Source organism: Mesorhizobium sangaii (assembly GCF_014207355.1).
In the GTDB taxonomy this organism is placed as follows: Bacteria; Pseudomonadota; Alphaproteobacteria; order Rhizobiales; family Rhizobiaceae; genus Mesorhizobium; species Mesorhizobium sangaii.
Window position 1 is genome coordinate 1,071,336 of record NZ_JACHEF010000001.1, and the last position, 13,687, is coordinate 1,085,022.

The window sequence follows — 13,687 nt, forward strand, 5'->3', positions numbered from 1 at the left end:
GGGCCTGGCATGACAAAATGTCCGAGGTGACGTCAGCACTCTTTGCCGGGGCAATTGTCCTCGCCCTCGTCCTTCACCTTGCCTGGCAGGCGCGCGCCAGCCGCAACAGGGCGTCAGTGGCGCTCGCCATCGACCATGCCAGCGTTCGCACCGTCATTGCCGACGCAGCCAATGTTTCGGATGGCACCGCCGGTGTCATCACCTGGGAAGGTTCCTGGAACGGCCGGCGCGTGCAGGTGCGCACGATCGTCGATACGCTGGCAACACGAAAACTTCCGGCGCGCTGGCTGAGCGTCTCGATCACCGAGCCGGTGTCGGTGCCCGGCCCCTTCGACATGATGATGCGGCCGGGTTCGCCGACGACGTTCTCCAATTTCGATCATCTCGACCATACGCTGCCCAAGGCTCCAGGATTTCCGGCCGAGGCAGTGCTGCGCACCGACCGCAGGGGCGCGCGTTTTCCCCAAGGTATCATCGCCAGCCATGTCGAGATCTTCTCCGAAGGGCGCGCCAAGGAATTGCTGATCACGCCCAAGGGCATACGCATCGTCTGGCTGCTGGCCGAGGCCGAACGCGCACGCTACGGCGTTTTCCGGCAAGCCGATTTTGGCGGCGCCACACTCGATCCAGCGCTGATCGAGAGACTGCTGGTGTCGATCTCGACGCTTCGCGATGCCATCAACAAAAGCGAACGGCAGGCCGCATGAGCAATTCCCTGGCAGCCCCAGTTCCTCCCAATCCCTACCTGGTTCTCGGCGCGGCAATCGTGCTGCCGGCAAGCGGACACGTCATTCTCGGCGTGCCGGTGCGCGGCCTGCAATTTCTTTTCTTCATGGTGATCCTGGCATGGGTCACCGCCAAGATCGCACCACCAGACGCCAGCTTCGTCGGCCGTCATGCCGGCGGCTTCCTGATCTATGCGCTGTCGATCCTCGACGCCTACAGAATAGGCCGCATCCGCACCGCCAAATGGGTTCACAATGCCCAGCGAGCCAACGATGGCGCGCAGAGCGGCATCGAGACGCATACGTAACTAGAGGAATATTTTTTTCATACGATTGAATTCGGGAGACTCATTCGGTACATCATCTCAGAGCTGCAAACACCGGGAGGCTGACATGTGTGGAATTGTCGGACTGTTTTTGAAGGACAAGTCGCTGGAACCCCAGCTCGGCTCGATGCTGTCGCAGATGCTGATCTCGCTGAGCGATCGGGGGCCGGACAGCGCCGGCATCGCCATCTATGGCGCGCCTTCGAAGAATGAGGCCAAGATCACCATCCAGTCGGCCAAGCCGGAACGCGATTTCCGCGGCCTCGAGGCCGAACTCGCCAAGGCCATCGGCACGCCGGTGACGATCACCGTCAAATCGACCCATGCGGTCGTCAGGGCCAAGCCAGCCAAGATCGACGAAGCGCGCGAGGCGATCCAGACGCTGCGCCCCGACATCCGCATCATGGGCGTCGGCGACGTGGTCGAGATCTACAAGGAGGTCGGCCTGCCGGAGGCGGTGGTCGATCGCTTCGATGTCCGCAGCATGACCGGCACGCATGGCATCGGCCATACCCGCATGGCGACGGAATCGGCGGTGACGACGATGGGCGCGCATCCGTTCTCGACCGGCGCCGACCAGTGCCTGGTGCACAATGGGTCGCTGTCCAACCACAACAATGTCCGCCGCGAATTGATCCGCGAAGGCATGACTTTCGAGACCGAGAACGACACCGAGGTCGCGGCCGCCTATCTCTCCTCGCAGATGGCGCATGGCAAGAATCTCGGCGAAGCGCTGGAGGGCACACTGAGCGACCTCGACGGCTTCTTCACTTTCGTCGTCGGCACCAAGAACGGCTTTGGCGTGGTGCGCGATCCGATCGCCTGCAAGCCCGCCGTGATGGCCGAGACCGACCAGTATGTCGCCTTCGGCTCGGAATATCGCGCGCTGACCAAACTGCCCGGCATAGACAATGCGAGGGTCTGGGAACCCGAGCCCGCAACCGTCTATTTCTGGGAGCATTGAGTTCATGCCGGCAACCAAGCTTTCAGAGACTGTCGTGCACGACCAAGCCTCTCGGGTCTTCGACCTCGATCAGATGTCGCTGCGCGAGCTCAACCAGGCGCTGCACAATCTGGCTGCCGGCTCGAACGAGACGGCGTGGGAAGTGCTCAACCCGAAAGGCAATCATTCGGTCGCCGTCGGCGTCGATCAGCCGATCACCATCGATGTGCGCGGCAGCGTCGGGTACTACTGCGGCGGCATGAATTCCGGCAGCGCCATCACTGTGCATGGCTCGGCCGGGCCCGGCGTCGGCGAGAACATGATGTCTGGTTCGATCACCGTGAAGGGCGATGCCAGCCAGTATGCCGGCGCCACCGGCAAGGGTGGCCTGCTGGTCATCGAAGGCAATGCCTCGTCGCGTTGCGGCATTTCGATGAAGGGCATCGACATCGTCGTGCACGGCAATATCGGCCACATGTCGGCCTTCATGGCGCAGTCCGGCAATCTGGTGGTGCTGGGCGATGCCGGCGACGCGCTGGGCGATTCCATCTACGAGGCGCGGCTGTTCGTGCGCGGCAAGGTCGACAGCCTCGGCGCCGACTGCATCGCCAAGGAGATGCGGCCCGAACACCTGGAGTTGCTGCAAGGCCTGCTCGACCGCGCCGGCGTGACCGGCGTCAAGGCGGCAGAGTTCAAGCGCTACGGTTCGGCGCGCACGCTCTACAATTTCAATATCGACAACGCCGACGCGTATTGAGGCAGCATGACCTACAGGAACCCGCCGACGACGCCGCGCAAATCCGCGACCTTCGACGACTACACGCTTTCTGAAATCCGCCGCGCCGCGGCGACCGGCATCTACGATATCCGTGGCGCCGGCGCCAAGCGCAAGCTGCCGCATTTCGATGACCTGCTGTTCCTCGGCGCTTCGATCTCGCGCTATCCGCTCGAAGGCTATCGCGAGCGCTGCGACACCAGCGTCGTGCTGGGCTCTCGCCACGCCAAGAAGCCGATCGAACTGAAGATCCCGATCACCATCGCCGGCATGAGCTTCGGCTCGCTGTCCGGCCCGGCCAAGGAAGCGCTCGGACGCGGCGCGACCCTGTCGGGCACCTCGACCACGACGGGCGATGGCGGCATGACCGAGGAAGAGCGCGGCCATTCGAAGACGCTGGTCTACCAATACCTGCCGTCGCGCTACGGCATGAACCTGCGCGACCTGCGCCGGGCCGATGCGATCGAGGTCGTCGTCGGCCAGGGCGCCAAGCCCGGCGGCGGCGGCATGCTGCTAGGCCAGAAGATTTCCGACCGGGTCGCCGAAATGCGCACCCTGCCCAAGGGCATCGACCAGCGCTCGGCCTCGCGCCATCCCGACTGGACCGGGCCCGACGATCTTGAGATCAAGATCCTCGAACTGCGGGAAATCACCGACTGGGAAAAGCCGATCTACGTCAAGGTCGGCGGCGCCCGCCCCTATTACGATACGGCGCTTGCCGTGAAAGCCGGCGCCGATGTCGTCGTCGTCGACGGCATGCAGGGCGGCACGGCGGCCACGCAGGAAGTGTTCATCGAAAATGTCGGCCAGCCGACGCTCGCCTGCATCAGGCCAGCGGTGCAGGCGCTGCAGGACCTCGGTATGCACCGCAAGGTGCAGCTGATCGTCTCCGGCGGCATTCGCAACGGCGCCGATGTCGCCAAGGCGCTGGCGCTGGGCGTCGATGCGGTCTCCATCGGCACGGCTGCCCTTGTCGCGCTCGGCGACAACGACCCGCGCTGGGAGGCCGAGTACAACGAGCTCGGCACCACGGCCGGCGCCTATGACGACTGGCACGAGGGCCGCGACCCGGCCGGCATCACCACGCAGGATCCGGAACTGATGAAGCGCGTCGACCCGGTCGCCGCCGGTCGCCGGCTGGCGAACTATTTGAAGGTGATGACGCTCGAGGCGCAGACCATCGCCCGCGCGTGCGGCAAGAACAGCCTGCACAATCTCGAACCCGAAGACCTCGTCGCGCTGACGATCGAGGCCGCCGCGATGGCCGGCGTGCCGCTGGCCGGCACCAACTGGATACCGGGGAAGAACGGCTTCTAATCAACGAAGGGCCGAAGCCCACACGCTCTGGGGCCACCAATCGACAAAAAATGGGGAACTTCCGTGACAGCTGATCTTGCAGAATTCGCAAGGGCGAAAAACGTCAAATATTTCATGATTTCCTACACCGACCTGTTCGGCGGCCAGCGTGCCAAGCTGGTGCCGGCGCAGGCCATCGCCGACATGCAGAAGGACGGCGCCGGCTTTGCCGGGTTCGCCACCTGGCTCGATCTCACGCCGGCACATCCCGACATGCTGGCGGTGCCGGATCCGGATTCGGTGATCCAGCTGCCGTGGAAGCCGGAAGTCGCCTGGGTCGCCGCCAATTGCATCATGGACGACAAGGAGGTCGACCAGGCGCCGCGCAACACGCTGAAGCGGCTGATCGCCGAGGCGGCCAGCGACGGCATGCACGTCAAGACCGGCGTCGAGGCCGAATTCTTCCTGATCTCGCCGGACGGCAAGACGATTTCCGACGAATACGACACGGCGTCGAAGCCCTGCTACGACCAGCAGGCGGTGATGCGCCGCTACGATGTCATCGCCGAGATCTGCGACCATATGCTGGCGCTCGGCTGGGGCGCCTACCAGAACGACCACGAGGATGCCAACGGCCAGTTCGAGATGAACTGGGCCTTCGACGATGCGCTCGCCACCGCCGACAAGCATTCCTTCTTCAAATTCATGGTCAAGTCGATCGCGGAAAAGCATGGCTTACGCGCGACATTCATGCCGAAACCCTTCCAGGGGCTGACCGGCAATGGCTGCCATGCGCATATCTCTGTCTGGGACAAGGCCGGCAAGACCAACGTCTTCGCCGACAATGCAATGGAACTCGGCCTCTCGGCGAAGGGCAAGAATTTCCTCGGCGGCATCATGAAGCATGCTTCCGCGCTTGCCGCGATCACCAACCCGACGGTGAATTCCTACAAGCGCATCAATGCACCGCGCACCATTTCGGGCGCGACCTGGGCGCCGAACACGGTGACCTGGACCGGCAACAACCGCACCCACATGGTGCGCGTGCCCGGCCCCGGTCGCTTCGAACTGCGCCTGCCCGACGGCGCGGCCAACCCCTATCTTCTGCAGGCTGTCATCATCGCCGCCGGCCTCGACGGCATCCGCTCGAAGGCCGACCCAGGCAAGCGCTACGACATCGACATGTACCAGCACGGTCATACCGTGAAGGCCGCGCCAAAGCTGCCGCTCAACCTGCTCGACGCGTTGCGCGAGTTCGACAAGGACAAATCGCTGAAGGCGGCGCTGGGTGAGGAATTCTCGTCGGCCTACCTAAAGCTGAAGCACCAGGAATGGAATTCCTATGCTTCGCACTTCACGCAATGGGAGCGCGACCACACGCTGGATATCTAGGCGCATCGGACCGAAAAGCGTGAAACGGTTTTCGGGCAAATCCGATGCGCTAGGAAAGGTCCCCAGCGGTGCGAGCGACCTCGGAATGAACTGATGAAATACTCGATCTTCTCGCTGGCGCGCGCCGCCTTGTCCGGCCACAAGAACTGGCAGCGCACCTGGCGCGACGCCACGCCGAAGGATCGCTACGACGTGGTGATCATCGGTGGCGGCGGCCATGGCCTGGCCACCGCGTGGTTCCTGGCCAGCGAGTACGGCATCAAGAATGTCGCCGTGCTCGAAAAGGGCTGGATCGGCTCCGGCAATGCTGGCCGCAACACCACCATCATCCGCTCCAATTACGGCTTGCCCGGCAACACCGGCTTCTACGAATTGTCGATGAAGCTGTGGGAGCGGATGGAGCAGGACCTCAACTACAACACGATGGTCAGCCAGCGCGGCGTCATCAACCTCTATCATTCCGACGCGCAGCGTGACGCCTATGCGCGGCGCGGCAACACCATGCGCATCAACGGCATCGATGCCGAACTGCTCGACCTCGCCGCGGTCAAGAAGATGATCCCGTTCCTGAACTTCGACAATGCGCGCTTTCCCGTGCAAGGCGGGCTGTTGCAGCGGCGCGGCGGCACGGCGCGGCACGATGCGGTGGTCTGGGGCTATGCTCATGCGGCGAGCGCGCTCGGCGTCGACATCATCCAAAACTGCCAGGTGTCAGGCTTTAGCCGCGACGCCAACGGCAAGGTGACCGGCGTCGAAACCTCGCGCGGCAAGATCGGCGCCGGCAAGGTCGGCATGGCGGTCGCCGGCAGTTCCTCGCGCGTCGCGGCGATGGCGGGCCTGCGCCTGCCCATCGAAAGCCATGTGCTGCAGGCCTTCGTCTCCGAAGCGATCAAGCCGCTGATCCCCGGTGTCATGACCTTCGGTGCCGGCCATTTCTACGTCAGCCAGTCGGACAAGGGCGGGCTCGTCTTCGGCGGCGACATCGACGGCTACAATTCCTACGCCCAGCGCGGCAACATGCCTGTGATGGAGGACGTCTGCGAGGGCGGCATGGCGCTGATGCCGATGATCGGCCGCGTGCGCCTGCTGCGCCAGTGGGGCGGCATCATGGACATGTCGATGGACGGCTCGCCGATCATCGACAAGACGCCGGTCGACGGGCTCTACCTCAACGCCGGCTGGTGCTATGGCGGCTTCAAGGCGACGCCGGGATCAGGCTTGGTGTTTGCCCATCTGCTGGCCCGCGATCAATCGCACGAAGAAGCCGCACGGTTCCGCCTCGATCGCTTCCGGACTGGCGCGATGATCGACGAAAAGGGCCAGGGCGCCCAACCGAACCTGCACTGAGGACGGACAGGAAACCATGCGCATTGTCTGTCCTTTCTGTGGCGAACGCGAACTCGGCGAGTTCACCTATCTGGGCGACGCCAAGCCGGTGCGGCCGGCGGCTGGCGCCTCGGAAGACGAGGTCTTCGACTATGTCTATCTGCGCGACAATGTCGCCGGCGAAACCAGCGAATACTGGTACCATGGCGGCGGCTGCCGGTCCTGGCTGAAGGTCGCCCGCAACACGCTGACGCACGAGATTTCTTCGGTTGAGCCGGCGGCGGGCGCCGGGGCTAGGCAGCCCGCGAAATGAATTCTTCTGTTCAGGTCAGCGCCGCCCCTCACCTGCCTGCCGGCATCCTCTCCCCCTATAGCGACGGGGAGAGGGCGGCTGGCCGCGACCTCGGCGCCCTTTCTGCAACGTCGATGATTGGCGAAATCTTCAGTGACAGCTTCCTTCTCCCCGTCACTATGCGGGGAGAAGTGCCCGGCAGGGCGATGAGGGGCAGCGCAACCCTTTCGCATTTGATCGAACTCACGGAAGGCCGGCACTCGTGACGTCCAGCCAATCCCATCGCCTCACGTCCGGCGGCCTTATCGACCGTTCGGCGCCGCTGAATTTTCGTTTTGACGGCAAGACTTTTTCCGGCTTCCAGGGCGACACGCTCGCCTCGGCGCTGATCGCCAATGGCGTCAAGCTGGTTGGCCGCTCGTTCAAATACCATCGCCCGCGCGGCATCCTCACCGCTGGCTCGGAAGAGCCCAACGCGCTGGTCGAATTGCGCACCGGCGCCCGGCGCGAGCCGAACACCAAGGCAACCACGGCCGAGCTCTATGAGGGGCTCGAGGCCACCAGCCAGAACCGCTGGCCATCGCTGCGCCACGATGTGATGTCGGTCAACCAGCTGTTCGCGCCGATCTTCGTCGCCGGCTTCTACTACAAGACCTTCATGTGGCCGGCGAAATTCTGGGAAGCGATCTACGAACCGGCGATCCGCCGCGCCGCCGGACTCGGCCGCGCGGCAGGCGTTGCCGATCCCGACCATTACGACAAAGCGTGGGCGCATTGCGATGTGCTGATCGCCGGTTCAGGCCCGGCCGGACTGGCCGCGGCCTTGGCAGCCGGACGCAGTGGTGCCCGCGTCATCCTGTGCGAGGAGGATTTTTCGCTGGGCGGCCGCCTGCTCTCGGATGGCGGCACGATCGATGGCCTGCCGGCAGCGGAATGGCTTTTACGGACGCTGGCCGAACTCGAGGCAATGCCAGACGTCCGCATCATGGCCCGCACGACGCTGTTCGGCGTCTATGACGGCGGCACCTATGGCGCCATCGAGCGCGTCAACGACCACCTGCCCTCGCCGCCGGAGCACCAGGTGCGCCAGCGGCTATGGCGGATCGTGGCCAGGCGCTGCGTGGTCGCCGCCGGCGCCATCGAACGGCCGATCGTCTTTGTCGGCAACGACACGCCCGGCGTGATGATGGCCTCCGCCATGCGGACCTATGTGGCGCGCTATGCGGCAACGCCGGCGAAACGCATGGCGCTGTTCACCAACAATGAGGATGGCTGGCGCACGGTCGAGACAGCACTCAGTGCCGGATTGCAGATCGCGGCGGTCATCGACGCGCGGCCTGACGTATCACCCGCCCACCGTTCGCTGGCGTCCAAGGGTGGCTTCCCCGTGCTGCACGGTTCCGTCAGCAGCGTCGACGGCGGCAAGGACGGTGTCAGGAAAATCGCGGTGTCACTCACCGGCGGGGCGCGCGCCGAGGTCGAAGCCGACGGGCTTGCCGTTTCCGGCGGTTGGAACCCGGCTGTCGGGCTGACCTCCTATCATCGCGGCCGGCCGAAATGGCTGGATAACATCGCCGCCTTCGTGCCGGACGGCGCGCCTCCCGGAATGGTTGCCGTGGGCGCCGCCAACGGCGCCTTCGGGCTCGGCGCCTGTCTGGCCGATGGCTTTGCCGCGGGTGGCGCAGCTGCGCATGACACCGGGAACAGCGGCAAGGCCGGCGCGGCTCCTGTCGCCGAGGACGAGGCGTTCTCGCTCACGCCGCTCTGGCATGTCGCCGGCAAGGGCAAGGCCTTTGTCGATTACCAGCACGACGTCACCGCCTCCGACATCGAACTGGCGCAACGCGAGGGCTTTGAATCGGTCGAGCATCTGAAGCGCTACACGACGCTCGGCATGGCCACCGACCAGGGCAAGACCTCCAACGTCGCCGGTCTCGCCATCATGGCGGCGGTCACCGGCCGGTCCATTCCCGAGACCGGCACGACAATCTACCGTCCTCCTTACGTGCCCGTCGCCATCGGTGCCTTTGCCGGCCATCACCGCGACGAGACGTTCCATGCCACGCGGCTGACGCCGTCGCATCACTGGGCCGCCGAACAGGGCGCTGTTTTCGTCGACACCGGGCTGTGGAAGCGCGCGCAATGGTATCCGCGCGCCGGCGAGAAGGACTGGCTGGAATCGGTGACCCGCGAGGTCAAGGCGGTGCGCGGCGGCGTCGGCTTCTGCGATGTCTCGACGCTCGGGAAGATCGACGTGCACGGTCCGGATGCCGGCGCCTTCCTCGACCGCGTCTACATCAACACCTTCTCCAATCTTGCCGTCGGCAAGGCACGCTATGGGCTGATGCTGCGCGAGGACGGCATCGTCTATGACGACGGCACCACGTCGCGGTTGGCTGAGGATCATTATTTCCTGACCACCACCACGGCCAAGGCCGGGCTGGTGATGCAGCATCTCGAGTTCTGCCGCCAGGTGCTGTTCCCCGAACTCGACGTGCAACTGACTTCGGTTTCCGACCAATGGGCGCAGTTCTCGATCGCCGGGCCGAAGACCCGTGACCTGCTCAAGGAGATTGTCGATCCTGCGGAGGACCTTTCCAATGACGGGTTCCCGTTCATGGGCGCGCGCGAAGTGCGCTTGCGCGGCGGCATCAAGGCGCGGCTGTTCCGCATTTCGTTCTCCGGCGAGATGGCGTTCGAGATTTCCGTCCCGGCGCGTTTTGGCGAGGCCATGGCACGCAATCTGATGCTGGCCGGCGCGCCATTGGGCGTCACGCCTTACGGCACAGAGGCGCTCGGCGTGATGCGTGTTGAAAAGGGTCACATCGCCGGACCGGAACTGAGCGGCACGACGACGGCGGCGGATCTTGGTCTCGGCAAGATAATGTCGACCAAAAAGGATTTCATTGGCCGCGTCATGGCCGGGCGCGAGGCGCTAGTTGCTCCGAACCGTCAGGTCGTGGTCGGCATCAAGCCGGTCGACAAGGCGCGCAGGCTGCGCTCTGGTGCGCATATCATTCCGAAGGGGCAGACACCCGGACCGGGCAACGACCAGGGCTATGTCACCTCGGTCTGCTTCTCGCCGACGCTTAGCCAGTGGATCGGGCTCGGCCTGGTCGAGCGCGGCCGCGAACGCATCGGCGAGATCGTCCATGCGCATGATCCGTTGCGCGGCGAGGACTACGACGTCGAACTGTGCAATCCCGTCTTCTACGATCCGGATGGAGGGCGCCAGCGTGGCTGAATTTTCCTGGGCTTCCCGCAGTCCGCTGGAGCATGCGCTTGTCACCGGCGCGCATGGCGCACGCGGCGTCGAGGCCGGCGTCTCGCTGACGGAAGTCCGCAATTTCGACCTGATCCAGGTGATGGCGCGGCGTGGCAAAGCGGCCGAACTTGTCAACGCAGCTAAAGGCCGTTTCGGCGTGGCAGCTCCCAATGCGCCCAAGGCGATGCAGAGCCAGGACGCCACGCTGATCTGGTCCGGGCCGGATCAGTTCTTCGTCCTGTCTAAGGGCGGCAAGCACACGATGGACACGCTGGCGCTAACATTGTCCAGCCCTGCCTCACTGTCCGACCAGTCGCATGCGCGCGCCCTGGTCAGCATTTCCGGGGCAAAGGCCCGCACCATGCTGGCCAAGCTATCGTCGATCGATCTGCACCCATCGGCATTCCCGATTGGCGCTGCCGCCGCAACTTCGATCGATCACACCAGCGTCACGCTCTGGCGCGGTAATGATCGCTCGGATGGGCAGGCCGTGTTCAACCTGCTGGTGTTTGCGACCTTCGCCGAAAGCCTTTGGCACACGATGCTCGATGCGGCGGCTGAGTATGGTGCAGACATCGGGCAGTCCGAGGAATTCTAGCTCGCCAATTGTAGATCTCGGCGCTGCCCCTCATTGCCCTGCCGGGCATTTCTCCCCGTAAACGGGGAGAAAGAAGCTGGCCGCGGCCTCGGCGCTCGTTCAGCAACGCTGGCGATTGGCGAAACCGGCGACGACATCGTCCTTCTCCCCGTTTACGGGGAGAAGATGGCGGCAGCCAGATGAGGGGCAGCGCCGACGCTCTGAGAGTACGGCTGAGCGGAGATTTCAGTCTGTCAATGATTGCTTGCCGTCAGTTCGTCTTGCCAAATCCGGCCTTGCCGCCTATTCTTCCTGCTAAAGTAATTTTACACACAGGCAAACTTGTTTCTCTAACCGCAAGGCTGAGATGAGCCAGTCGCCCTACCCTGCCGTCGCTGCCGGACCACCACGGCCGAGCCTCATCCTGAGGCCCGGCCAGATCGCGCTGCCGCCGGGCATGGAGCGCCATACCATCCAGGGCAACGGCGCGGTCCTCATCGAAGTCGAGGCTGGCGATACGCTGACCGTACGCAATGTCGAGGGCGGCCAGGCCTGCGAGTTGCTGGCATGGGACAAGGCCGGCGTGACCGACCCCGGCATTTTTGGCGAAACATCGAACAGCAACGCCGCCGGCATCAAGGCGCTTTTGGCCGAGGGTGACGACAGTCTTGGCGCGTTGCGTCGCGGGCTTGCGCGCCGGCAGGTGCAGCTTGATCAGGCGAAGGCGGTACGCGTCTTCGGAGGCACCACGCCGGCCGGTACGGAACAGGCTTTCAATGTCGTGCGCGACGGCGCGATGGTCATCGCCGCGCCCGGCGGGCCGATGCTGGTCGATGGCCACGACACGGCGACGCCGCTCACCGTCATTGTCCGGCGCGCCACGGTCCGTCCTGCGGCAAAGTCGCAATTGGCCGACCCGCTCGCCGATCCGGTGCTCGACCTGCGCGTCCATTCCGCGACGGCGGAATCCTATTTCGTCAAGGCCGGCGACTATCTGCAGATCATCGATGTCGATGGCCGCCAATGCACCGACTTCCAGTGCTTTTCGGCACGCAAGCTTGACAAGGGTCGCGACCACCCGCTCGACGTGACGACGACCCGCACGCTGATGGGCGCGAGCTATCCGATGCCCGGCCTGCATTCGAAATATTACGACCAGGACATGGAGCCGCTCGTCGAGGTGGTACAGGACACATGCGGGCGGCACGATGCCTTCGCGCTCGCTTGCGCGGCCAAATATTACGACGACATCGGCTATCCCGGCCACACCAATTGCTCGGAGAATTTCAATCACGCGCTGTCGGACAAGGGCGTCACGCCACGTGCCGGCTGGATGGCGATCAACTTCTTCTTCAATACGGCGATCGACGCGCATGGCGTCATGGTGTCGGACGAGCCGTGGTCCCGGCCGGGCGACTACGTGCTGCTCAAGGCGCTGACCGACATCGTCTGCGTTTCTTCAGCCTGCCCTGACGACACGACGCCGGCCAATGGCTGGAACCTGACCGACATCCATGTGCGGACCTATTCCGGCCAGCACAAATTCTCGCGAGCGATCGCCAGACGCATGACGCCTGATTCGGAACCGAAAATGACCCGCGAGACATCCTTTCATTCGAGCTTCGCCAAGCACACCCGCAACTTCGTCGAGTACAGGGGCTACTGGCTGGCCAATTCCTTCGCCAAGCAGGGCCCCATCGACGAATACTGGGCCTGCCGGCAGGACGCGGTGATCATGGATCTGTCGCCGCTGCGCAAGTTCGAGGTCACTGGGCCGGACTCGGAAGCGCTGTTGCAATACACGCTGACCCGCGACGTCAAGAAGCTTGGCGTCGGCCAGGTCGTCTATTCCGCCATGTGCTACGAACACGGCGGCATGATCGACGACGGCACGCTGCTGCGGCTCGGCAAGGACAATTTCCGCTGGGTCGGCGGCGACGATCTGTCCGGCGAATGGTTGCGCGAAACAGCGAAAAAGCTCGGCCTCAACGTGCTGGTGCGGTCATCGACCGACCAGATGCACAATATCGCCGTGCAAGGGCCGAAGAGCCGCGACATCCTGCGGGAGGTGATCTGGACCTCGCCATTGCAGCCGTCGATCGAGGAACTCGAATGGTTCCGTTTCGCCGTTGCTCGCATCGGTGGCGGCAACGGCATCCCGGTCGTCGTCTCGCGCACTGGCTACACGGGCGAACTCGGCTACGAGATCTGGTGCCATCCGCGCGACGCCGAAAAAGTGTTCGACGCCATCTGGGAGGCCGGCCAGCCGCACGGGCTGAAGCCGATGGGGCTGCAGGCGCTGGACATGGTGCGCATCGAGGCCGGACTGATCTTCGCCGACTACGAATTCTCGGACCAGACCGACCCGTTCGAGGCCGGCATCGGCTTCACCGTGCCGCTGAAAAGCAAGACCGACGATTTCATCGGCCGCGAGGCGCTGATCCGGCGCAAGGAAAACCCGCAGACAAAACTGGTCGGTCTCGACATCGACGCCAATGTCGATGTCGGCCATGGCGATTGCGTGCATGTCGGCCGCGCCCAGATCGGCGTGGTCACGTCGGGCATGCGCTCGCCGGTGCTGAACAAGACCATCGCGCTGGCGCGGCTCGACGTCACCCACGCCGCGATTGGTACCGAGGTCGAGATCGGCAAGCTCGACGGCCATGCCAAGCGGCTGCCGGCCCGCGTCGTCGCCTTTGCCCATTACGATCCGCAGAAGACCAGACCGCGGTCGTGACCGCGCTTCACTCACAAGACATTGAGGGCTGCG

The 13,687-nt window shown here is 64.3% G+C and carries 11 protein-coding genes; all 11 read left to right on the forward strand.

The window, feature by feature from the left end; all coding sequences use genetic code 11:
* Positions 1-17 precede the first annotated feature (17 nt).
* The 11 genes from HNQ71_RS05390 to HNQ71_RS05440 all read left to right on the forward strand — a co-directional run bounded on the left by HNQ71_RS05390 (position 18) and on the right by HNQ71_RS05440 (position 13,654).
* Complete coding sequence (locus HNQ71_RS05390; protein WP_184871508.1) at positions 18-707, forward strand: hypothetical protein; 690 nt, start codon at positions 18-20, stop codon at positions 705-707.
* Positions 704-1,033 (forward strand): hypothetical protein, encoded by a 330-nt coding sequence (locus tag HNQ71_RS05395; RefSeq protein WP_184871509.1) that lies wholly within the window; start codon positions 704-706, stop codon positions 1,031-1,033. Before HNQ71_RS05390 ends, HNQ71_RS05395 begins: the two co-directional genes overlap by 4 nt.
* Positions 1,034-1,118: 85 nt before the next feature.
* Positions 1,119-2,015 (forward strand): class II glutamine amidotransferase, encoded by an 897-nt coding sequence (locus HNQ71_RS05400; RefSeq protein ID WP_184871510.1) that lies wholly within the window; start codon positions 1,119-1,121, stop codon positions 2,013-2,015.
* A gap of 4 nt (positions 2,016-2,019) precedes the next feature.
* The gene (locus HNQ71_RS05405) at positions 2,020-2,751 is read left to right on the forward strand and encodes a GltB/FmdC/FwdC-like GXGXG domain-containing protein (protein WP_184871511.1); all 732 of its coding nucleotides are present in this window, start codon (positions 2,020-2,022) and stop codon (positions 2,749-2,751) included.
* A 6-nt stretch (positions 2,752-2,757) separates the two neighbouring features.
* Positions 2,758-4,086, forward strand: coding sequence for an FMN-binding glutamate synthase family protein (locus tag HNQ71_RS05410; protein WP_111546931.1), 1,329 nt, complete (start codon positions 2,758-2,760; stop codon positions 4,084-4,086).
* Positions 4,087-4,149: 63 nt separating this feature from the next.
* Complete coding sequence (glnT, locus tag HNQ71_RS05415) at positions 4,150-5,457, forward strand: type III glutamate--ammonia ligase (RefSeq protein ID WP_184871512.1); 1,308 nt, start codon at positions 4,150-4,152, stop codon at positions 5,455-5,457.
* A 93-nt stretch (positions 5,458-5,550) separates the two neighbouring features.
* The gene (locus tag HNQ71_RS05420) at positions 5,551-6,804 is read left to right on the forward strand and encodes a sarcosine oxidase subunit beta family protein (RefSeq protein ID WP_184871513.1); all 1,254 of its coding nucleotides are present in this window, start codon (positions 5,551-5,553) and stop codon (positions 6,802-6,804) included.
* Positions 6,805-6,820: 16 nt separating this feature from the next.
* Positions 6,821-7,096, forward strand: a complete 276-nt coding sequence (locus tag HNQ71_RS05425; protein ID WP_184871514.1) for a sarcosine oxidase subunit delta — start codon at positions 6,821-6,823, stop codon at positions 7,094-7,096.
* A gap of 241 nt (positions 7,097-7,337) precedes the next feature.
* Positions 7,338-10,319, forward strand: a complete 2,982-nt coding sequence (locus HNQ71_RS05430) for a sarcosine oxidase subunit alpha family protein (RefSeq protein WP_184871515.1) — start codon at positions 7,338-7,340, stop codon at positions 10,317-10,319.
* On the forward strand, positions 10,312-10,938 hold the full coding sequence (locus tag HNQ71_RS05435; RefSeq protein ID WP_184871516.1) for a sarcosine oxidase subunit gamma family protein: 627 nt from the start codon (positions 10,312-10,314) through the stop codon (positions 10,936-10,938). The genes HNQ71_RS05430 and HNQ71_RS05435 overlap by 8 nt, the downstream gene beginning before the upstream one ends.
* A gap of 346 nt (positions 10,939-11,284) precedes the next feature.
* The gene (locus HNQ71_RS05440; RefSeq protein ID WP_184871517.1) at positions 11,285-13,654 is read left to right on the forward strand and encodes a trimethylamine N-oxide demethylase; all 2,370 of its coding nucleotides are present in this window, start codon (positions 11,285-11,287) and stop codon (positions 13,652-13,654) included.
* The last annotated feature ends 33 nt before the right edge of the window (positions 13,655-13,687 follow it).

What these genes read in the sequence shown, in the direction of transcription:
- HNQ71_RS05390 (WP_184871508.1), top strand. Translation starts at nt 18, where the DNA reads ATGTCCGAGGTGACGTCAGCACTCTTTGCCGGGGCAATTGTCCTCGCC.
- HNQ71_RS05395 (WP_184871509.1), top strand. Translation starts at nt 704, where the DNA reads ATGAGCAATTCCCTGGCAGCCCCAGTTCCTCCCAATCCCTACCTGGTT.
- HNQ71_RS05400 (WP_184871510.1), top strand. Translation starts at nt 1,119, where the DNA reads ATGTGTGGAATTGTCGGACTGTTTTTGAAGGACAAGTCGCTGGAACCC.
- HNQ71_RS05405 (WP_184871511.1), top strand. Translation starts at nt 2,020, where the DNA reads ATGCCGGCAACCAAGCTTTCAGAGACTGTCGTGCACGACCAAGCCTCT.
- HNQ71_RS05410 (WP_111546931.1), top strand. Translation starts at nt 2,758, where the DNA reads ATGACCTACAGGAACCCGCCGACGACGCCGCGCAAATCCGCGACCTTC.
- HNQ71_RS05420 (WP_184871513.1), top strand. Translation starts at nt 5,551, where the DNA reads ATGAAATACTCGATCTTCTCGCTGGCGCGCGCCGCCTTGTCCGGCCAC.
- HNQ71_RS05425 (WP_184871514.1), top strand. Translation starts at nt 6,821, where the DNA reads ATGCGCATTGTCTGTCCTTTCTGTGGCGAACGCGAACTCGGCGAGTTC.
- HNQ71_RS05440 (WP_184871517.1), top strand. Translation starts at nt 11,285, where the DNA reads ATGAGCCAGTCGCCCTACCCTGCCGTCGCTGCCGGACCACCACGGCCG.